The sequence below is a fragment of the Mesorhizobium caraganae genome (assembly GCF_016836705.1).
In the GTDB taxonomy this organism is placed as follows: Bacteria; Pseudomonadota; Alphaproteobacteria; order Rhizobiales; family Rhizobiaceae; genus Mesorhizobium; species Mesorhizobium caraganae.
Map to the genome: position 1 here is coordinate 34,083 of NZ_JAFCGY010000035.1, position 19,395 is coordinate 53,477.

Sequence of the window (19,395 nt, forward strand, 5' to 3'; positions counted from 1 at the left end):
CCAACCATTTGTTGCAAGGTGCCACATTTTAATTTGCAGTGCCACACATTTTATGACAGAACGGGCGCCGGCCCGTCAGGCACGACTTCTAGGGAGAGGGAAGAATGCTCAAGCCGCTGATACGTGGGAGTACCGCATCCGGACTCCTCGTTCTCGCCGCCCTTATGTGGCAAATCACACAGGCCGCCGCGTGGGATCTGAAAGAGGCGTCGAAGCCTTATAGCGGCCAAACCATCCGCATGGTCGGCGAGGCGCTGCCGCCGCTCGAAGCGTTGAAGAAGATGGCGCCGGAGTTTGAAAAGCAGACCGGCATCCATGTCGAAGTCGAGATGTACGAGCATTCCGAAGCCGTCAACAAGGTGCAGCTCGATCTCAATTCGCACCGCGGCCGCTACGACGTCATCATCCAGCCGCATCGCGAACTCGGGAAATTCGCCACCAACAACCATCTGGTCGAAATCGCCAAGATGATGGCCGATCCGGCTTTGCGCGATCCGACCTTCGAGCCGGAGAAGCAGCTCTACCAGACCGCCTGGCACGAAATCTCCTGGTATGACGGCAAGGAGTACGGCTTCCCCTTCACCGTGCTCAACATGTTCATGTGGTATCGCTCGGATCTGCTCGCCGACCCCAAGGAGCAGGCGGGCTTCAAGGCCAAGTATGGCTACGACCTCGCTCCCGCCAAGGATTGGAAGCAGTATCGCGACATCGCTGAATGGTTCTACCGCCCCGACCAGGGCTTTTACGGCACCGCCCTGCAGGGCAAGCGTCACGAGGCGCTGTGGTATGAGTGGCTCAACTTCCTCTATTCCTTCGGCGGCGACGTGCTCGACGTGAAGAGCGGCTCGGCCTGCGGCCCGGTCATTGTCAACAGCCCCAAGGCCGTCGCCTCGCTCGAATACTACAAGAGCCTGCTGCAATTCTCGCCACCGGACAGCCTCAACTATTTCTGGGACGACGTCATGGCGCTGATGCAGCAGGCCAAGGTCGCCGAGCTGATCATGTGGAACGACGCCACCTATGCCGTGTCGGTCGACACGACGGCCTCCACCGTCGTCAGCAAGGTCGGCTTCGATCTCGTGCCGCAAGGCGACGGCGGCAAGATCGGTCAGGTCGAGGGCTGGACCTACCTGATCCCCGTCTATTCGAAGAACCAGCAGGCGGCCTTCCTCTTCGTCCAGTGGATGATGGGCTATGATCGCCAGCTCGAACAGCATCTCAATGGCGGCGCCTCGGGCCGGCCCGATGTCTATGCCTCGGCGGAGGTGCAGAAACTGCCCTACGCCAAGGCCTCGATGGAGGCCAACGAGCATGCGGTGCCGAAGGCGACGCTGCCGCAATCGGCCGAGATTACCGACATATTGGTGCGCGAGCTGTCGTCCTACCTCGCCGGTGAGAAGGAAGCGCAGGCTGCCCTCGACACCGCCGCCACCGACATCTCGACATTGCTCGGTTCTTGCGCACCCATGACCTATCCGGCACGATAGGCCTTGAGATGTCGCGCAGAGGCTACCCGCACAAGCGGGTAGCCATTCTTGTCCGCAGGAAACGCCCGTGACGAACCGCACTCCATCGCTGCGCGGAATGCCGCTTCTCGACCGTGGGGTGGGACCGCTGCTGATGCTGCCGGCGACGCTGCTCGTCGTCGTCTTCCTGGTCGGCCCGTTCTACTACATGGTCTATACCGCGCTGACCGACCTCAGCTTTGCCGATGCCAGCCACGCGGGCGCCTTTGTCGGCTTCGACAATTTCCGCAAGCTGATGCGCAACGATCCGTTCTTCTGGGCGTCGTTCCTGCTCACGCTGAAATTCGTCGTCATCGCCGTGGGCCTCGAATTCCTGCTCGGCTTCGCGCTCGCCTTCCTGATCTTCCGCTTCGTCGCCAGCCAGCGGCTTTTGACCACGCTGCTGCTCATCCCGATGATGATCGCGCCGGTCGCCGTCGGGCTGATCTGGCGCCTGCTTTTGCAGGGCGATTTCGGCATGCTCACCTTCTACATGCGCAAGGTCGGCCTGCTGGCGCAGAACGCGGCGGTGCTTTCGGCACCCGACCTGGTCTTTCCGACCATCGTCGCCATCGATGTCTGGCAGTGGACGCCTTTCGTCACCCTGATCATGCTGGCCGGCATGATGAGCCTGCCCCGCGCACCGTTCGAGGCGGCGATGATGGACGGCGCCAAACCGTTCCAGATCTTTCGCGACGTCATGCTGCCACTGCTCAGACCCGTCATCGCACTGGTGCTGCTCTTGCGCGGCATCGACGCCTTCAAGGAATTCGACAAGGTCTTTCTGATGACCGGCGGCGGTCCGGGAACGCTGACCGAGCTTGTCTCGATCTATGCCTACCGCGTCAACTTCCGCAACTGGGACCTCGGCTACGGCGCGGCGGTCGCCTTCATGATCTATCTCGTCGTGCTGATCCTGTGTTCGGTCTTCTACAAGGCTGTGTACTGGTCGAGCCGCAAGCCGGCGGCCGCGTTTTGAGGGCGCGGCGATGATCGACCAGTCCACAAGCCGCGCCTGGAAAAGCTTTGCCTGGGCCGTGCTGCTGGTCGCCGTCGTGGTCGCCTTGACGCCTTACGTCTGGATGGTGCTGGCCTCGTTCAAGAACCGCGTCGACCTGTTGTCGTCGGTACCGAAATGGGTCTTCACGCCGACACTCTCCAACTATCCAGCCGTCTTCATCGACAAGGAATACTGGCCGCTGGCGATCAATTCGGTGCTGATCTCGGTGTCGTCAACTGTGCTGTGTATCGTCATCGGCGCGCCGGCCGCCTATGGCTTTGCCCGTTCGGATTTTCCGGGCAAGGAAGACCTGTTCTTCTTCTTCCTGACCACCCGCATGGCGCCGCCGATCTCGATTGCCGTGCCGCTGTTCCTGTTCTTCACCTCGCTTGGCCTGATCGACACCATCTACGCCGTGGTCATCGCCCACACCTCCTTCAACCTCTCGCTCGTCGTCTGGATGATGCGCGGCTTCTTCGCCGAAATCCCCAGGGAGATCGACGAAGCCGCGATGATGGACGGCCGCTCGCGGCTCGGCGCGTTCTTCTTCGTCGTCGCGCCACTGGCCGCACCCGGCATAGGCGCCACCGCCGTGCTCTGCTTTATCCTGTCGTGGAACGAGTTCCTCTATGCCTTCATCCTCGTCGCCTTCGACGGGAGGCCGCTGACTGTCGGCATACCCGGGCTGGTGACGCCGCATGGCACGCTGTGGGGACAGGTTGCGGCGGTCGCCATCGTGGCGACACTGCCGATCGTGCTTTTCACGTTCCTTGTCCAGAAACAGCTGGTTCGCGGCCTCACCTTCGGCGCAGTCAAGGGTTGAAGGGATCTCGCATGGCAATTGTTTTCGACGGCGTCACCAAGGCCTTCCCGGACGGGACGGTGGCGCTGCAGGCGCTCGACCTTGCTTTCGAGCCTGGCGAATTCCTTGTCCTGCTCGGCCCTTCGGGCTCCGGCAAGACGACAGCCTGCCGGCTGCTTGCCGGCCTCGAACGTCCGACCGCCGGCCGCATCCTAGTCGAGGGCCGCGATGTCACCGATCTGCCGCCGCGGCTGCGCGGCATGGGCATGGTGTTCCAGAACTATGCGCTCTACAGCCACAAGAGCGTCTACGAGAACATCGCCTACCCCCTGCGCATCCGCAAGATGCCGGCCGCCGAACTCGACCGCTGCGTGCGCGCCATGGCCGAGTTGCTCGAAATCACCCGCTATCTCGACCGCCGGCCCTCGCAATTGTCGGGCGGCCAGGCGCAGCGCGTCGCCGTCGCCCGCGCCTTGGTCTGGCAGCCGAGCCTGTGCCTGATGGACGAGCCGCTGTCCAATCTCGACGCCTTGCTGCGGCTGCACATGCGCACCGAGCTGAAGCGGCTGCATCGCGAGCTGAAGAAGACCTTCGTCTTCGTCACCCACGACCAGGAAGAGGCGATGACGTTGGCGACACGGGTCGCGGTGCTGCGCGAAGGCGCGCTGATCCAGTATGACGATCCACGCGAGATCTATCGGCGGCCGGCCAACCGCTTCATCGCCGAATTCATCGGCCGTCCGGCGATGAACACCTTCGACGGCGATGTCCGCGGCGGCGTCTTCCACGCCAGCGGCTTTAGCTGCCCGCTGCCGGGAAAGCCTGACGGTCCCATCGTGCTCGGCATCCGCCCCGAGCAGATCCAGCTCGTCGACGCGTCTGCCGGCGATGCGATCCAATTTGCCGTCGATGTCGTCGAACCGGTCGAACCCGATGTGCTGATCTTCGCCAAGAGCGAGGCAAACGCGCTGATCGTCAGGACAGTGAATGACGATCGCGCCTACGATCCCGGCCAGAAGCTACATCTGCGCTTTCCGCCGGCAGCGCTGCACACGTTCGATGCGGTGTCGGGAGCGCGGCTGCCGTGAGCACGCTGCTCGCTCTGGTGCCGCTGGCCGCCGCAGCGCTGGTCTGGCGGCTGTTCTATGTTTTCAACAAGTCGAGGCGCTGGTTCTCGACCGGCGAGCTCATCTTCTGGGACGCCATTGCGCTGGTCATCCTGCAGCTTGTCTGGCTGATCTGGTTCTGAATACGCGTCGAGAGTAGCCGATCGCGCAACCGTCCTTACGTGGATACGATGTTGCCGGCATCGCTTCCGTGGGGCGAATCGGCGAGCGGCCGGGGAACTGAAAATCACGCATGCAATCCTCCGATGATCCCCGCCCGCCAGCGGTAACTCAGTGCTTGATGCGGTCGCGCATGGCGTACCACAACATGCCGAGCACATAGAGCGGACCACGCAGCGCCGTGCCGCCCGGGAACGGCATCGGCGTCAGCGTCGAGAACAGGTCGAGCCGTGAGGCATCGCCGGTGATCGCTTCGGCCAAGAGCTTGCCCGACAGCGTCGACAGGATGACGCCCTTGCCGGAATAGCCATGCGCCAAATAGACCTCGCCATAGTGCCCGACATGCGGCAGCCGCGACGTCGTCACTGAGACCAGCCCGCCCCAGGCATGGTCGATGCGGCAGCTCTTCAGTTGCGGGAAAGTGGCCTCCATATGCGGCCGCACGAAGCCGGCAATGTCGGCCGGCGGCGACGGCGTGTAGCGCTCGCCGCCGCCGAACAACAACCGTCCGTCCGCCGACATGCGGTAGTAGTTGACGACGAAGCGTGTGTCGGACACCGCGACATTGGCCGGGATGACGTTGCGCTTGCCCTCCAGCGGCTCGGTGGCGACAATGTAGTTGCCGACCGGCATGATGCGGCTGTTGACGCGCGGCTCCAGCCCGTGCAGCAACGCATCGCCGGCCAAGACGACATGTTTGGCCCGCACAGAGCCCTTCGATGTCGAGACCCGGATCGAAGGCTCGCGCTCCAGCTTCACCGCCACCGAATTCTCATGGATGACGACACCTGCCGCCACAGCGGCACGGGCAAGCCCGAGCGTGTAGTTCAGCGGATGCATGTGGCCGCCAAGCCGCTCATACATGGCCCCATGGTAAGGCGTGTCGACCTTGGCCCGCGCGTCCGCCGCCGACAGGATCTCGACGTCGCGAAACTTCATCACGCTCTCAAGGCATCTCGCCTCTTCTTCGAGATCCCTAAGATCGGAGCCGTTGACCGCGCCGACCAGATGGCCGGTCAGTCTCAGATCGCAATCGATGACGTGGCGCTCGATAATGTCGAGCACCAGGCCGCGCGCCTCGAAGGCGAGGTCGAACAGCGCCTTCGCCCGCTCGGGGCCGTAGAGCTTGACCAGCCCCTTGGCGCCCTTGCGCAGGCCGGGAATCATCTGGCCGCCATTGCGGCCCGACGCCCCCCAGCCGATCTTGCCGCCTTCGAGCAGCACCACCTTCAGGCCGCGCTCGGCGGCATGAAGGGCGGCGGACAGGCCGGTGCAGCCGCCGCCGACCACCACCAGGTCGGCCTCGACATCTCCCACCAGCGCCGGATGGTCCGGCGCCGGATTGGCGGTGGCGACATAATAGGATTTGCCGATATCGAGACCGGAATTGAAACCCGTTGAACTGGAGGTCATGATCACACCTTCAGCAACAAATGGTCGCGTTCCCAGCTCGTCACCACGCTCTGGAAAAGGTCGAGTTCGACACTCTTGACGCGCAGATAGGTCTGGAAGAAATCCTCACCCAGCAACGCCCGCACCGGCTCGCAAGCGGTGAAGCGGTCGAGCGCCTCCTCCATGGTTTTCGGTAGCGTGCTTTTGATCTTGTAGGCATTACCCGACGCCTCAGCCGAGCGCGCTAGCTTCTGCTCGACGCCGAGATAGCCGGCGAGCAGCGAGCCGGCGATCGCCAGATAGGGATTGCAATCCGCACCCGGTAGCCGATTCTCCACCCGTCTTGCGGCACGCCCGCCAGCCGGCACGCGCAGGCCGCAGGAACGGTTGTCATGCGACCATTCGATGTTGGCCGGCGCGCTGTGGTTCGGCCGGATGCGGCGGAACGAATTCACGTTCGGCGCAAACAGCGGCATGATCTCAGGCACGTACTTCTGCAGGCCGCCGATGAAATGGTCGAACATTTCGGTGTCGGCATCATCAGCGCTGGCAAACAGCGCCGCGCCGGTCTTCTCATCGACGACGGACATGTGCAAATGCATCGAGCTTCCCGCCTGCGCGGCGATCGGCTTGGCCATGAAGGTGGCATGCACGCCGCTCTGTTGCGCGGCCTGGCGCGTCAGCCGCTTGAACAGCAGCACCTGGTCGGCTAGCGGCACCGCATCGCCATGGAGCAGATTGATCTCCAACTGCGCGGTGCCCGATTCATGGATCAGCGTGTCCAGCGGCAGACCGGCGGCTGCGGCATAGTCATAGACGCGCCGGATCACCGGCTCGAATTCTTCCAGCGCCACCATGTCATAGGGATGCTGTGAGCCTTCGGCGCGGCCATTGGCGCCGACCGGCGCGGTCAGCGGCTGGTCTGGATTGGGATTGGGCGCGGTCAGATAGAATTCCACCTCCGGCGCCACCACCGCCCGCCAGCCACGCTGGCGATAGAGATCGAGCACGGCTCGCAGCACGTGCCGCGGCGAGGCCATCCATGGTCTGCCGTCCATGTGGAAGGCGTCGGCGAAGACATAGGCTTTGCCAACACCGCCGCCCGGCGCCAGGCACAGCGTCGATACGTCGGGCACCATGCGCATGTCCGGATCCTGATAGGCAAAGCCTTCATCGATCGAGCCGGAATAGCGGCCATCAATGCTGACCAGGAAAGCGCTGCTCGGCAGATAAAGCGCGCGGTCTTCCAGCGCCTTGAGAAACTTCGCCGTCGGCAGCGCCTTGCCGCGCAGCACGCCGTTCATGTCTGGCACCAGGCACTCGACTTCGGTGATGCCGTGCCGAGCGAGCCAGTTCTTGGGATCGTTGCCGGTGAAGAGAGTGGTGTTGGTATTTTTGTCCTGCATTTTGGTTCACGTACCTATGAGAGAGAGTATGGCTTGCGCGGCCACATCCGTTCCAGGGGTCAGCGCCATCCGGGCTGCATTCTCCCTGAGGCGGGCGCGCATCACATCGTCGGCCAGCAGGCCGAGAATGGCTCTCTCCAATCCCCCTTCGGTCCAGGCGTCGCGGCCGATATGGTCGCCGACGCCCGTCTCTCCCGCGCGTTGCGCATTGTCATGTCCGTCCCAGCAATAGGGCATGATCAGCGACGGCACGCCGAAGCGCAGCGCCTCGCAAAAGCTGTTGTTGCCGCCGTGATGGATGAACAGGTCAGACTTCGCCACCACAGAAGGCTGCGGAAACCAGGCGTCGAGATAGACATTGTCCGGCACCGCGCGATAGGCGTCGCGCAGTCCGCCGGCATTGACGATGAAGCGCGCCGGCATCCTGTCGAAGACGGCCAGCATGCGCTCGATCAGACCGACATCCATGGCGCCAAGGCTGCCGAAGCTGACATAGACCAGCGGCCCGCCATTGCGCGGAAACACCGGCACCTCGAACGGCCCTTCCGACCGCACGCAGCCTTCGAGATAAATGAAGCGTTCGGGGTCGAGCGGCTCGGCGCGCTCGCGCCGCACGATCGTCGGCGTCAGCAGCAGGTTGAGGTCGGGCGATGTTTCGAGGAACAGGCCTTTGGGCAGCGGCGCCAGGCCGGAATCCGCGCGAAAACGGTTGAAGCGGTCATGTGCCGGCGCCGAGGCCGACAGATAGCGCGCCTCGAACGCCTCGCGTTGCGGGTCATCGGCAGCCATTCCTGAGAGATAAGGCGGCACTTCGGCATCAGGCAATTCCGTCTCGGCGCAGGAGACGACACGCACCCACGGGCAACCGGCGGCAGCAATCGCCGGGAACATGATGACATTGTCGAGCACCACCGCGTCGGGCTTCAGCCGCGCCAGCAATTGGCGCAGCGGCGCCTCGGCATTGACCGCAGTGTCGACGATCGCTTGCCAGGTCGGCGCGACATAGGTTTCGAGCTGGTCGATCGGGCTCAGCCGGAAATGCGGCAAGTGCCGGCGCACGAAGGCCTGCCAATAGCTCTGGCGTTCGCTGTCGCTCAGCGGCTCGTCGGTCGGCAGTTGGTATTCCTGGAACCCGTAGTCGGCAAAGACGCCGGAGAAACCGGCATGGCAGATGAAGACGGGCCGGGCGCCCCGTGCGCGCAATGCCTGTGCGATACCGACGCAATTCAATGCGGCGCCGAAACTGGCTTCGGGAAACAGCGCGATGGTCGGGCTGGCTTTACGCGTCAATTATTCCTCTTCAGTCCGGCCGGCTGATCATGCCGAACAGTGCGGGAGCTCCGCGGCTGGCCGCTTGCGGTCGCTGGTTGCGGGAGAGCCGCAGGTGGATGCGAAGCAGATCGGCAGCCACCTCATACTGCCGGCTTTCAAGATAGTCGAGTATGCCTAAGTGTTCGCGCAGCGATTGCCGCAGCCGGAAGACGTTGACGCCGGCATAGATGCCAGGCAACCGGCGCAGGCGGAGATGATCGGCCAGCGCATCCGACACAAAGCGGTTGGCGCAGCCTTCGGCGATCATGCCATGAAAATCCATGTCCAGCCGCTGGAACTCGCGCGTGTCCAGGGTCGCGTCCGGCAATGCCGAGAGCGCTTCCATGCCCTGGCGCAACGCTGCCGCCCGCGCACCATCCAGCCGGAAGCCGGGCGTCAGGATCGCAGCCGGCTCCAGCAGCAGGCGGAATTCATAGCTCTCGCCTTGCGCCTCCGGATCGTCCGGCGCGCGCCGGAACAGCCAGGACTGGCCGGGCGCACGATCAAGCAGATTCTCGTCAGTCAGTTTGTTAAGCGCTTTTAGTACCGTCTTGCGATCAGCATCGTACCGCCGCATCAACCCCGCGACGGTCACCGTCTGGTCAAGCCTTCGCGCTGAGCGATCGCGCAGGATCGCTTCGGCAAGCTCGTCTTCTTCAGCACTGGGAAGCTCGGCGGCAATGGCCGGCTGCGCGGCGAGGTCGACCGCCAGGTGATAACCCGTGTCGGCCTCCCAGCGCACCACGCCCTGCCCGGCAAGCAGGCTGAGCGCCGCGCGCACCGGCGTGCGTGAGACATTACAGAGCGAGGCGATCTGCTGTTCGGGCAGGCGCGCGCCGGGCTCAAAACCGCGCTGGCGCGCGACATCGAGGATGCGCTGCGCCAGATCGAGATGGTTGGTGCGAGGTCGTCGGGCTGCGGCTTGCATGACTGGTCTCGGCGGACGGAAGTGACGCATTGGTTTTGGCCGATCGCCGGAACGGACGCAATCGGCCAGATTCCTCGGTCGGTTGGCAAATTATGGATTGACGTACTTTTTTCTGCAATAGTACTGTCAGCACAATCGGCGAGAAAAGACCGAGGGAACAGGATCGAGGCATCGGCGCGGGTCGCCGGCTTTGGTCCGGCAAATGATTTCGACGATCAAACCGAATGGGAGTCTGCCATGACCGCTACCAGCCTGCGGCGCCGTGCGCTCAAAATATCTTCAATCGCTCTCGGCCTTGCTCTGGCGCTGTCGGCGCCGGCTGCCGCCGCCGACCTCGTCATTTCCAACTGGGACGGCTACATGGCGCCCGACGCCATGGCCGCCTTCAAGACCGCCACCGGCGTCTCCGGCGAAGTGGTGGTGCACGCCACCAATGAAGAGATTATGGGCAAGCTGATTGCCGCCGGCGGCAAGGGCTATGACGTGGTTTTCGTCTCCTCGCCCTTCGCTGAAGTGTTGAACAAGCTCGGCCTGACCGAACCGGTCGATCACGCCAAGATCCCCAACCTCGCCAACCTCTATCCGGAGGCGACCAAGCTGCCGCACGATGTCGGCAACGCTTTCTCCGTCCCCTACACCTGGGGCACGACGGGCCTCTGCTACCGCTCGGACCTGGTCAAGACAGCGCCGACCAGCTGGAGCGACTTGCTCGCGCCTTCCGATGAGCTGAAGGGCAAGACCACCATGCTGGCGACCGACCGCTGGTTGCTGGCCGCCGGGCAACTCGACAAGGGCTATTCCGTCAACGAGACCGACCCGGCCAAGATGGCCGAGGTCAAGGACCTCTTGATCTCGGCAAAGAAAACCCTGCTCGCCTATGACGACACCACCTTCTACTCCAAGCTGGTTTCCGGCGAGGCGTTGATGGTGCAGGCCTGGGACGGCTGGTGCAACTACGGCATCGCCGACAAGCCCGAGATCAAATACGTCATCCCCAAGGAAGGTTCGGACCTGTGGGTCGACACGATGGTGGTGATGAAGGCGTCCGAACACAAGGACGACGCCTTCAAGTTCATCAACTTCATGCTCGACGCCAAGAACCACGCCTGGGCGGCACAGAATATCGACTACAAGGTGCCGAACAAGCCGGCGATGGAAAGCCTGCCGGCCGATTTCCTGGCCAAATTCCCCAACATGGCGATGCCGGTGGCCGACCTCGTCAAGTTCGAACAGCTACGTGACGTCGGCGAAGCCCAGCGCGACTATTCCAAGATCGTCAGCGAGATCAAGGCCGCGCAGTAAGCGGCCTGCCACTTCGATCACTGGAAGCAAGCTTGCATTCCCTCGCGCCCCCCTCTGGCCTGCCCGTCCTCCGCAGCAGCTGCGCTGCAGCTGCGGAGGGTGGACCGGCCATCTCCCCTTTGACGGGGGAGATTCGCCGGCTTGCAGCATTTCGCCAATCGGCGGCGCAGCGCCCCCTCATCCCGCCGCTTCGCGGCCACCTTCTCCCCGCTGGGGAGAAGGGGAAGGTGCCAGCGCTGGCCATCTCCTCTCCCCTCGGGGAGAGGTCCGATTGCCCCGAATTGGCCTTCGCAATTCGGCTGGCAATCCGGGTGAGGGAGCATTTCGATGCAGTTGAGATGATCGGCAGGGGTGCGGCGTGACGCGGATCTCCCGCTCCTCGCTGCTGATGGCTCCCGCGCTGGTCTGGCTGACTGCGCTGATGGTCGTTCCATGCGCGCTGGTGCTGGCGCTCGCCTTCTTCCGGCGCGGCATCTATGGCGGCATCGACTACACGTTCACGCTGGAGAATTTCGGGCTGGTCTTCGACCCGCTCTACGCCGGCATCTTCCTGAAATCGGCGCGCATCGCCGGCACCGCGACGCTGATCGCGGTGGTGATCGGTTATGCCGCCGCCTATGCGATTGCGGCCGCCCCGCGCCGGTGGCAGCCGGTGTTCCTGTTCTTCGCCGTGCTGCCGTTCTGGTCCAACTATCTGATCCGCACCTATGCCTGGATCGTGCTGCTCAACCGCGAAGGGCTGATCACGCAGCTCTTGCGCTGGTTCGGTTACACAGGCGAGCCGCCGTCGATGCTCTACACCGAAGGCGCCGTCATCGCCGGCCTGGTCTACAACTATCTGCCCTTTGTCATCCTCGCCTGCTACGCGCCGCTGTCACGCCTCAACCCGGAGCTCGCCGAGGCCTCGCGCGACCTCGGCGCTTCGGCCGCCACGACATTTCGCCGTGTCATCCTGCCGCTCACCGTGCCGGGCATCGCTGCCGGTGCGGTCTTCGTCTTCGTGCTGTCGATCGGCAATTTCGTCACCCCGGCGCTTCTTGGCGGTGGCCGTTTCCAGATGATCGGCAACCTCGTCTACGACCAGTTCCTGACCGCCAATGACTGGCCGTTCGGCGCCGCACTTGCCATGGCGCTGATCGCCATAATGCTTCTGGTGCTGATGGCGCAGGCGCTGGCCGCCGATCGCGCCGCGGGGCGTGCGGCTGAGGTAAAAGCCGATGGCTGAGTGCGGCGCGATCCTTGCCTTCTCCCCGTTCACGGGGAGAAGGTGCCCCGAAGGGGCGGATGAGGGGCGACGCCAGCGCCTGCAAGGTTGGGCGCTGCCCCTCATCTGCCTGCCGGCATCTTCTCCCCGTGAACGGGGAGAAGGACGCAGTTCGTTCACGCGGCTCCAAACTGTCGGAGGCTCGCGATGAACCAATCCTTCACCCGCACTCTCGGCATGCGGACGATCCTCGTTCTCGTCTTCGCCTTCCTCTACATCCCCATCGCCGTGCTAGTGGCGCTGTCCTTCAACGAAGGCGGCTTGCCGACGGCGTGGTCGGGCTTTTCGCTGAAATGGTATGCCTCGCTGGCCGGCAATGCCGCGATCCTGTCCGCAGCGCTCAACACGCTGATCGTGGCGCTGGTCTCGACCGCCATCGCTACGCTGCTCGGCACACTGCTGGCGATCGGCGTCGAGATGCGCCGGCAATACGGCAAGGGCCTGGAGGCGCTAATCTTCGCGCCGATGATCATTCCCGACATCGTGCTGGCGATCGCGCTGCTGTCGTTCTTTTCCATGCTGAACCTGACCATGGGCCTGCACACCATCATCCTTGCCCATGTCGTCTTCAACCTCGCCTTCGTCTGTTCGGTGGTGCGCGCCAGGCTGAAGAGCTTCGACTGGTCGATCGTCGAGGCCTCCGCCGATCTCGGCGCCTCCGCCATCACCACCTTCAGGCGGGTAACCTTGCCGGTCATCCTGCCGGCGGTGATCGCCGGTGCACTGCTCGCCTTCACGCTGTCGGTCGACGAATTCATCATCGCCTTCTTCACCGCCGGCGCCGGCCGCGCCTCGACCACGCTGCCGATGCAGATCTACGCCATGATCCGCTTCGGAATCACGCCGGAGATCAACGCGCTGGCGACCATCGTCATGGCGGTAAGCATCACCGCGCTCACCCTGTCGCAGCGGCTCAACCGTGGGATCATCGGCCAATGAGCGAACCGCGCACGCTGCTGGCCATCGACAATGTGTCGAAGAAGTTCGGCCGCGTCACCGCCGTCGACAGCATCTCGCTCGACATCCGGGAGAACGAGTTCTTCGCGCTGCTTGGGCCCTCGGGTTGCGGCAAGACTACGCTCTTGCGCATGCTGGCTGGCTTCGAGACGCCCACGGACGGACGTATCCTGCTCGATGGCAACGACATCGCCCGGACCCCGCCCAACAAGCGGCCGGTCAATCTGATGTTCCAGTCCTACGCGCTGTTCCCGCATATGAGCGTGCGCGCCAACGTCTCCTATGGGCTGGAGATGGAGCGTTTGCCGTCAGCGGAAATCCGCTCCCGCGTCGACGCCATCCTGGCCACCACCGAACTCGTCCCGTTCGCTGACCGCAAACCGGAGCAACTGTCGGGCGGGCAGAAGCAGCGCGTCGCGCTCGCCCGTGCCTTGGTCAAGCGGCCCCGGCTGCTACTGCTCGATGAGCCGCTCGGCGCGCTCGACAAGAAACTCCGCGGCGCCATGCAACTGGAACTGAAGCGCCTGCAGCACGAGGTCGGCATCACCTTCGTCATCGTTACCCATGACCAGGAGGAATCGCTGGTCATGGCCGACCGCATGGCAGTGTTGAAGGACGGCAAGCTGCTGCAATGCGATACACCGCACGCCATCTACGAGCATCCCGCCGATCGCTTCGTTGCCGACTTCATCGGCGTGATGAATTTCGTGCCGGGCAAGGTATCAGCCGATGGCGTGATAGCGGCGAACGGCGCGCGCATTATGGGCAAGGTTCCCGCCGCGCTTGCATCCGGCGCACCAGCTGTCGCTTCGGTGCGGCCCGAACGCATCCGGCTGTTCCCGTCAGCTGAGACCGCCAACCGGACCAGCGGCACGGTCGAGGCGCTCGCCTATCACGGGCTCGACCTGCAGCTCCATGTCAGCACGCCCTTGTCGCCGAAACGCTTCCTGGTCCGCGTCACCGCTGATGCGGCCGACCGCCGGCCGGTCTCGTCGGGCGACCAGGTCGAGCTCGGCTGGGACGCCGCCGATGTCAGAATTTTTGAGGAATGAGAGGAGAAGCCTGATGGCGCAGAAGACGATCGCGTTTTTTCCAGAGGCAGCCTACGGCCCGGCGCTCAATTCCGTCGGCATCGCGCAAGCCGTCGAGGCGCGCGGACACAAGGCTGTGTTCCTGTCCGACCCCGGCTTCGTCGATGTCTACAAGGGCTACGGCTTCGAGGCGCATCCGGTGAACCTGTCGGAACCGATGCCACCCGAGCAGATGGCCAAATTCTGGGAGGATTTCATCAACGGCCACATCCCGAACTTCCGCAAATCGCCCTACGATCAGGTCGACAATTATGTGAAGGATTGCTGGACCGCGATCGTCGACAGCGCCAAGTGGGCGCAGAAGGATCTGCCGCGCGTTCTGGCCGCCATCGAGCCGGACGTTATCTGCGTCGACAACGTCATCCTCTTCCCGGCCATCAAGCAGTTCGGCAAGCCCTGGGTGCGCGTCATCTCCTGCTCGGAAAACGAGATCGAGGATGAGGACATCCCGCCGCATCTCTCAGGCTGCGGCGAGAACGACCATGTCGGCCACCAGCGCTACCGCGATCACTTCAACGCCGTGATCAAGCCGATCCATGACGACTTCAATGCCTTCCTCACCGCCAACAACGAGGCGCCTTATCCGATCGGCCAGTTCTTCGAGGCCTCGCCCTATCTCAATCTGCTGCTTTATCCCGAAGCGGCCAAGTTCAAGCGCCGCCATCCACTCGATCCCAAAAAATTCCAGTATCTCGAAGGCTGCGTGCGGCAGGAAAAGCCTTATACCGTGCCGACCTTCGCGCAGAATAATGACGGCCCGCTGCTCTATGTCTCGTTCGGCAGCCTGGGCGCCGGCGATGTCGATCTGTTGAAGCGCATCATCGCGACGCTGGGCAAGACGCGCTACCGCGCGCTGGTCAATGTCGGCGGCTACAAGGACCAGTACACGGACGTGCCCGGCAACGTCATCGTCGAGAGCTGGTTCCCGCAGCCGTCGGTCATTCCGCAGGTCGATGCCGTCATCCACCATGGCGGCAACAACTCGTTCACCGAGTGCCTCTATTTCGGCAAGCCGGCGATCATCATGCCCTATGTCTGGGACGGCCACGACAATGCCACAAGGGTCCAGGAAACCGGCCACGGCTTCGGCATGCCGCGCTATGACTGGAGCGATGCCCAGCTGGTCAGCAGGATCGAAACCTGCCTGACCGACCCGAAGATGAAGGCCAAGCTGGCGAAGACCTCGGCGCAGATGCAGGCGCAGAACGGCCCGGAGAAGGCTGCCGGCTTGCTGGAGGCGCTGCTGTGACTTCCTCCGCTCCGCACCTCTACCAGGCCTCGACCCGCACCGATCTCGTCGACTGGGGCGTTCAGCCGGATGCGCTGGACGGTGCTTCGCACTCGACCGGCAAACTTGTCCACAAAGGGCCGAACAACCAGCCGGAATCCGGCATCTGGGTGTGCACGCCCGGCCGCTGGCGCCTCTCGATCCCGCGCGACGAATTGTGCCATTTCGTTGCCGGCCGCGCGACCTACCGGTCGGATGTCGGCGAGGTGATAGAAGTCGCGGCCGGGACCGTGGTCATGTTCCCCGCCGGCTGGACGGGCGAATGCACCGTGCATGAGACTATGCGCAACGTCTACATGCTGGCCTGACATCGCTGCACAGGAGCAAGACATGCCGACACCGCACTGGCCAAAAGTCTCGACCGTGGAACTGGAGGATTGGGGCGCGGGCAGCAACACGCTGGCCGGCTCGCCGCGCGCTTCGGGCAGGATCCTGTCGCAGAACCCTGACGGTTCGAGCGAATGCGGCCTGTGGTCGTGCACGCCGGGCTCGCGAAAAGTCACCTTTGCCGCCGACGAGTTCTGCCATTTCCTGTCGGGCCACGGCACTTATGTCCACGAGAACGGCGAAGAAATCCCGGTCGAGGCCGGCACGCTGGTGTTCTTTCCCGCCGGCTGGACCGGCACCTCCATCGTTACCCAAACGCTGACCAAAGCCTTCATGTGCCGCTGAGCACTTTTTCAAGGAAATCGCTATGACCACGCCCATCATGCAATCCCCGCTCACCATTACCGAACTCGTCGACTGGGGCGTCATCCCGACGATGATCGAGGGTGAGTCCCACACCTCGGGCAAGCTGCTCTACAAAGGGCCGGAAGGCCGCTCCGAATGCGGCCTGTGGGTCTGCACCCCGGGCAAGTGGCATTGCCACGTCACCCGTGACGAGTTCTGCCACTTCCTCGAGGGACGCTGCACCTATGTCCATGAATCCGGCGAGGTCATCGAGATCGAGCCGGACACGGCAGCGTTCTTTCCGCAGGACTGGAAGGGCATCTGCACCGTCCATGAGACGATCAAGAAGGTCTACATGATTCGCTGAGCGGATCTGAGAGGATGTCCATGGATTTCTCCGCTGACCGGCCGGCGTTCTTCGTCAATCCGGACTACCGACCGATGACCGGCGCGAAAAAACCGGTGATCGATCCGGCGACGCTCGAAACCGTCGGCACCATCTCCGCCGCGACGAATGGCGAGATCGACGCCGCGTTGACTGCGGCGACCACAGCGCAGGCCGCCTGGAAAAAACTCGACGCCAAGAGCCGGGCAAAACACCTGCATGCGGTCGCCAATGCCATCGAGGCGGCCGACTTCACCCGATGCGCCGAACTGATGGTGCGCGAAATGGGCAAGCCTTATCCGGAGGCGATCGGCGAGATCGCCAATTGTGCGCCGATCTTCCGCTACTATGCCGAGATGGCGCGTGATGATGCCGGCAAGGTGGCCGGCACGACGCAGGCCGGCTCGTTCCAATATGCGCGCTACGAGCCGTACGGCGTCTCGGTCCACATCATGCCCTACAATTTCCCGATCCTGCTGATGTGCTGGACAGTGGCGGCTTCGCTTGCCGCCGGCAATGCCTGCATCATCAAGCCGGCCGAGGCGACGACGCTGTCGACGCTCGACTATATGAGCGTATTTCGCTCGCTGCCGGAGGGGCTTGTCTCCTGCCTGCCCGGCGCAGCCGCCACCGCCCAGGCGCTGATCGCGTCCGACCGCACCCATGCGGTGGCCTTCACCGGCTCGGTCGCTGCCGGCAAGGCCGTGGCGGTCGCCTGCGCCGAACGCATGAAGTCTTGCGTCATCGAGGCCGGCGGCAGCGATCCGCTGATCATCAGCCAGCACGCCCCGCTGGAGGTGGCGGCCGCCGGCAGCGTCACCGCCGCTTTCCACCTCACCGGCCAGGTCTGCACGTCGGCCGAGCGCTTCTTCGTCGTCGATTCGGTGCATGATCGCTTCGTCGAACTGTTCGCCGAGAAGACGCTGGCGCTTCGCATCGGCAACGGCATGGACAAAACCGAGATCGGTCCACTGATCAGCGAGGCCGCGAGGGCAAAAGTGATGCGGCTGGTCGACGACGCCATTGCGCGCGGCGCCAGGGCCGTCACTGGCGGCCGTATCCCGCCGGCGCACAACACCGGCTGGTTCTACGAACCAACGATCCTGACCGGCGTCACCCCCGATATGGCGATCGTACGCGAAGAGTGTTTCGGGCCGGTCGCCGCGATCTGCCGCGTCAAGGATTTCGACGAGGCGATCCGGCTTGCCAATGACAGCCCGTTCGGCCTCGGCGCCTCGGTCTTCACCACCGATCTTGCCGAGGCACATGAGGCGGCCGAGCGGCTCGAAGCCGGCATGGTCTGGGTCAACAATCCGCTGATCGACAATGACGCCTTGCCCTTCGGCGGTTGGAAGGCCTCAGGCCTTGGCCGCGAGCTCGGCCGCCAGGGGCTCGACGCTTTCCGCCGCTCCAAGATGGTCATCATCGACCACAAGCCGGCGATCCAGGACTGGTGGTACCCCTACCCCGACAGCTGGTTCCGCGAGACAGGCGGCCGCAAGCACGTATGAGATGATCCGGCAGAGCTTTGCGTCAGCCGATGCCATGCCGCTCGCTCGCCTTGAATTGCCTGCCTTGCCAGCCAATCACGGGCCACGTTCGCGCGGCGGTTTGCGCGACTGGTTGGAGAGCCATCGCTGGCCTTGTCGCGCGATGGCGGATGAATCTCGCAGTCAAGGCGCTCAGGGAAACCAATCGCACTATTGACGAGATCGGACGAGCGATCGGCTATGAATCGGCGCCTTCATTCTCGCAGGCTTTCACCCGGCTGATCGGCCAGGCTCCCGGTCGCTATCGCCGAAGTTTGCAGCCGATTGGCCCGACGACCTGAGTACCTGACCCCTCCGATATCAGCTGGCTGGGCCGGCAGATCTCGCTGATCGCACCAAATTTCATCGAGAGAGTAGACCGACCCGATCTCGGTCGAGAAATCAGGGTTCCGGGATTGGTTGGCGGCTTGGCTCGTCCTTGCTTAGCCGACGACCGCGATCGCATCGATCTCTATCAGGTAGCCGGGAGACATCACAGCTATCCCGACTACGACGTTTGCTGGCTTGTGATCCCCGAACAGCTCGATCTGGGCCTGTTCAATGATCGGCACGTGTTCGTCACGTTTGTAGTCGACGATGTAAATTGTGATCTTGCAGACTTCCTCAGGCCGAGCGCCGGCGGCAGCAAGCGCGCGGCCAAGATTCCCGAATGCCAGGCGCGCCTGGGCTGCGAAATCACCATGGCCAACGAGCTTGCCGTGTATGTCTTCCGGCTGCTGGCCTGAGACGAACACCAGCTTGCTTCCTGTTGCGACGACGACCTGGCTGTACATTTCTGGAACGGGCAGATCGTGGGGATTTATGCACTCGAGCGGCATTGAATAGGTCTCCTGCTATGATTGACGGGAACTGGCTACTTCACGGATCAAAATGCCAGGGTCTATTTGCCGGTCTACGACATTGTCGCCGAAGCGGGCGCTTCCCCTCGCAATCACAACCGCAAGCATCCGCATGTGAGCATCGCCGTGCACTGAACCGCTTCGGGCTCGCCGGCGGCTCCGAGGGTTAGGTTAGGCTCCCATGCGCGCCTCGTCGAGCATGGCGTAATATCGTCGGCCTCGGCGGGCGGAATGTTGCCGAAAGGCTCGAGCGGGCGGAGATGTTTGAGCCCAGTCCGGCCGGCTGCCGCATACAAAAAGGCCCGCACGAGGCGGGCTTTTTTGATTTGGTTGCGGGGACAGGATTTGAACCTGTGACCTTCAGGTTATGAGCCTGACGAGCTACCGGGCTGCTCCACCCCGCGTCAACCTTAGAGG

Annotated in this window: 20 protein-coding genes and 1 tRNA gene; 15 read left to right on the plus strand and 6 right to left on the minus strand. The window is 63.5% G+C overall.

Annotation, left to right across the window (positions count from 1 at the left end; all coding sequences use genetic code 11):
- Window positions 1-104 precede the first annotated feature (104 nt).
- The 5 genes from JQK88_RS30950 (at window position 105) to JQK88_RS30970 (ending at window position 4,556) form a co-directional block, all read left to right on the plus strand.
- Window positions 105-1,487: an ABC transporter substrate-binding protein gene (locus JQK88_RS30950; RefSeq protein ID WP_192255522.1), complete on the plus strand. Its 1,383-nt coding sequence runs from the start codon at window positions 105-107 to the stop codon at window positions 1,485-1,487.
- 67 nt (window positions 1,488-1,554) lie between these two features.
- Entirely contained in the window at window positions 1,555-2,484 is a 930-nt protein-coding gene (locus tag JQK88_RS30955) for a carbohydrate ABC transporter permease (RefSeq protein WP_192255524.1), read from the plus strand.
- A gap of 10 nt (window positions 2,485-2,494) precedes the next feature.
- Window positions 2,495-3,328, plus strand: a complete 834-nt coding sequence (locus JQK88_RS30960; RefSeq protein ID WP_192255526.1) for a carbohydrate ABC transporter permease — start codon at window positions 2,495-2,497, stop codon at window positions 3,326-3,328.
- A gap of 11 nt (window positions 3,329-3,339) precedes the next feature.
- A complete protein-coding gene (locus tag JQK88_RS30965) occupies window positions 3,340-4,395 on the plus strand; it encodes an ABC transporter ATP-binding protein (RefSeq protein ID WP_203280451.1) in 1,056 nt (351 codons plus the stop codon).
- Window positions 4,392-4,556 (plus strand): hypothetical protein, encoded by a 165-nt coding sequence (locus JQK88_RS30970; protein ID WP_192255530.1) that lies wholly within the window; start codon window positions 4,392-4,394, stop codon window positions 4,554-4,556. Before JQK88_RS30965 ends, JQK88_RS30970 begins: the two co-directional genes overlap by 4 nt.
- Before the next feature lie 148 nt (window positions 4,557-4,704).
- Here the strand turns inward: JQK88_RS30970 and JQK88_RS30975 are convergent, their stop codons facing one another.
- Genes JQK88_RS30975 through JQK88_RS30990 form a run of 4 tightly spaced genes read right to left on the minus strand, consistent with a single transcriptional unit; the run spans window position 4,705 to window position 9,630 of the window.
- Window positions 4,705-6,006, minus strand: coding sequence for an NAD(P)/FAD-dependent oxidoreductase (locus JQK88_RS30975; protein WP_203280452.1), 1,302 nt, complete (start codon window positions 6,004-6,006; stop codon window positions 4,705-4,707).
- 2 nt (window positions 6,007-6,008) lie between these two features.
- The gene (locus JQK88_RS30980; protein WP_203280453.1) at window positions 6,009-7,391 is read right to left on the minus strand and encodes a glutamine synthetase family protein; all 1,383 of its coding nucleotides are present in this window, start codon (window positions 7,389-7,391) and stop codon (window positions 6,009-6,011) included.
- A gap of 6 nt (window positions 7,392-7,397) precedes the next feature.
- On the minus strand, window positions 7,398-8,681 hold the full coding sequence (locus JQK88_RS30985) for a glycosyltransferase (protein WP_203280454.1): 1,284 nt from the start codon (window positions 8,679-8,681) through the stop codon (window positions 7,398-7,400).
- A 10-nt stretch (window positions 8,682-8,691) separates the two neighbouring features.
- On the minus strand, window positions 8,692-9,630 hold the full coding sequence (locus JQK88_RS30990; protein ID WP_203280455.1) for a GntR family transcriptional regulator: 939 nt from the start codon (window positions 9,628-9,630) through the stop codon (window positions 8,692-8,694).
- A 237-nt stretch (window positions 9,631-9,867) separates the two neighbouring features.
- Between JQK88_RS30990 and JQK88_RS30995 the strand changes: the two genes are divergently transcribed.
- From JQK88_RS30995 to JQK88_RS37605, 10 genes are all read left to right on the plus strand, one after another.
- Window positions 9,868-10,932, plus strand: coding sequence for a polyamine ABC transporter substrate-binding protein (locus tag JQK88_RS30995; RefSeq protein WP_203280456.1), 1,065 nt, complete (start codon window positions 9,868-9,870; stop codon window positions 10,930-10,932).
- A gap of 388 nt (window positions 10,933-11,320) precedes the next feature.
- The gene (locus JQK88_RS31000; protein WP_112562896.1) at window positions 11,321-12,157 is read left to right on the plus strand and encodes an ABC transporter permease; all 837 of its coding nucleotides are present in this window, start codon (window positions 11,321-11,323) and stop codon (window positions 12,155-12,157) included.
- Between the two features lie 186 nt (window positions 12,158-12,343).
- Window positions 12,344-13,135 carry an ABC transporter permease gene (locus JQK88_RS31005; RefSeq protein ID WP_192255542.1) on the plus strand — a complete coding sequence of 264 codons (792 nt, stop codon included), beginning with the start codon at window positions 12,344-12,346 and terminating at the stop codon, window positions 13,133-13,135.
- Window positions 13,132-14,205, plus strand: a complete 1,074-nt coding sequence (locus tag JQK88_RS31010) for an ABC transporter ATP-binding protein (protein WP_192255544.1) — start codon at window positions 13,132-13,134, stop codon at window positions 14,203-14,205. Before JQK88_RS31005 ends, JQK88_RS31010 begins: the two co-directional genes overlap by 4 nt.
- 13 nt (window positions 14,206-14,218) lie before the next feature.
- Entirely contained in the window at window positions 14,219-15,493 is a 1,275-nt protein-coding gene (locus JQK88_RS31015) for a glycosyltransferase (RefSeq protein ID WP_203280457.1), read from the plus strand.
- Window positions 15,490-15,840: a cupin domain-containing protein gene (locus JQK88_RS31020; RefSeq protein WP_203280458.1), complete on the plus strand. Its 351-nt coding sequence runs from the start codon at window positions 15,490-15,492 to the stop codon at window positions 15,838-15,840. Before JQK88_RS31015 ends, JQK88_RS31020 begins: the two co-directional genes overlap by 4 nt.
- A 22-nt stretch (window positions 15,841-15,862) precedes the next feature.
- Window positions 15,863-16,204, plus strand: a complete 342-nt coding sequence (locus tag JQK88_RS31025; protein ID WP_203280459.1) for a cupin domain-containing protein — start codon at window positions 15,863-15,865, stop codon at window positions 16,202-16,204.
- Window positions 16,205-16,226: 22 nt separating this feature from the next.
- Window positions 16,227-16,571: a cupin domain-containing protein gene (locus tag JQK88_RS31030; protein ID WP_203280460.1), complete on the plus strand. Its 345-nt coding sequence runs from the start codon at window positions 16,227-16,229 to the stop codon at window positions 16,569-16,571.
- A 20-nt stretch (window positions 16,572-16,591) separates the two neighbouring features.
- Entirely contained in the window at window positions 16,592-18,100 is a 1,509-nt protein-coding gene (locus tag JQK88_RS31035; RefSeq protein WP_203280461.1) for an aldehyde dehydrogenase family protein, read from the plus strand.
- 29 nt (window positions 18,101-18,129) lie between these two features.
- Window positions 18,130-18,420: a helix-turn-helix domain-containing protein gene (locus JQK88_RS37605; protein ID WP_376740477.1), complete on the plus strand. Its 291-nt coding sequence runs from the start codon at window positions 18,130-18,132 to the stop codon at window positions 18,418-18,420.
- Between the two features lie 141 nt (window positions 18,421-18,561).
- Here the strand turns inward: JQK88_RS37605 and JQK88_RS31045 are convergent, their stop codons facing one another.
- Both JQK88_RS31045 and JQK88_RS31050 read right to left on the minus strand, forming a co-directional pair.
- A complete protein-coding gene (locus tag JQK88_RS31045) occupies window positions 18,562-18,957 on the minus strand; it encodes a RidA family protein (RefSeq protein ID WP_203280463.1) in 396 nt (131 codons plus the stop codon).
- Between the two features lie 348 nt (window positions 18,958-19,305).
- A tRNA-Met gene (locus JQK88_RS31050) sits at window positions 19,306-19,382 on the minus strand.
- Between the last annotated feature and the right edge of the window lie 13 nt (window positions 19,383-19,395).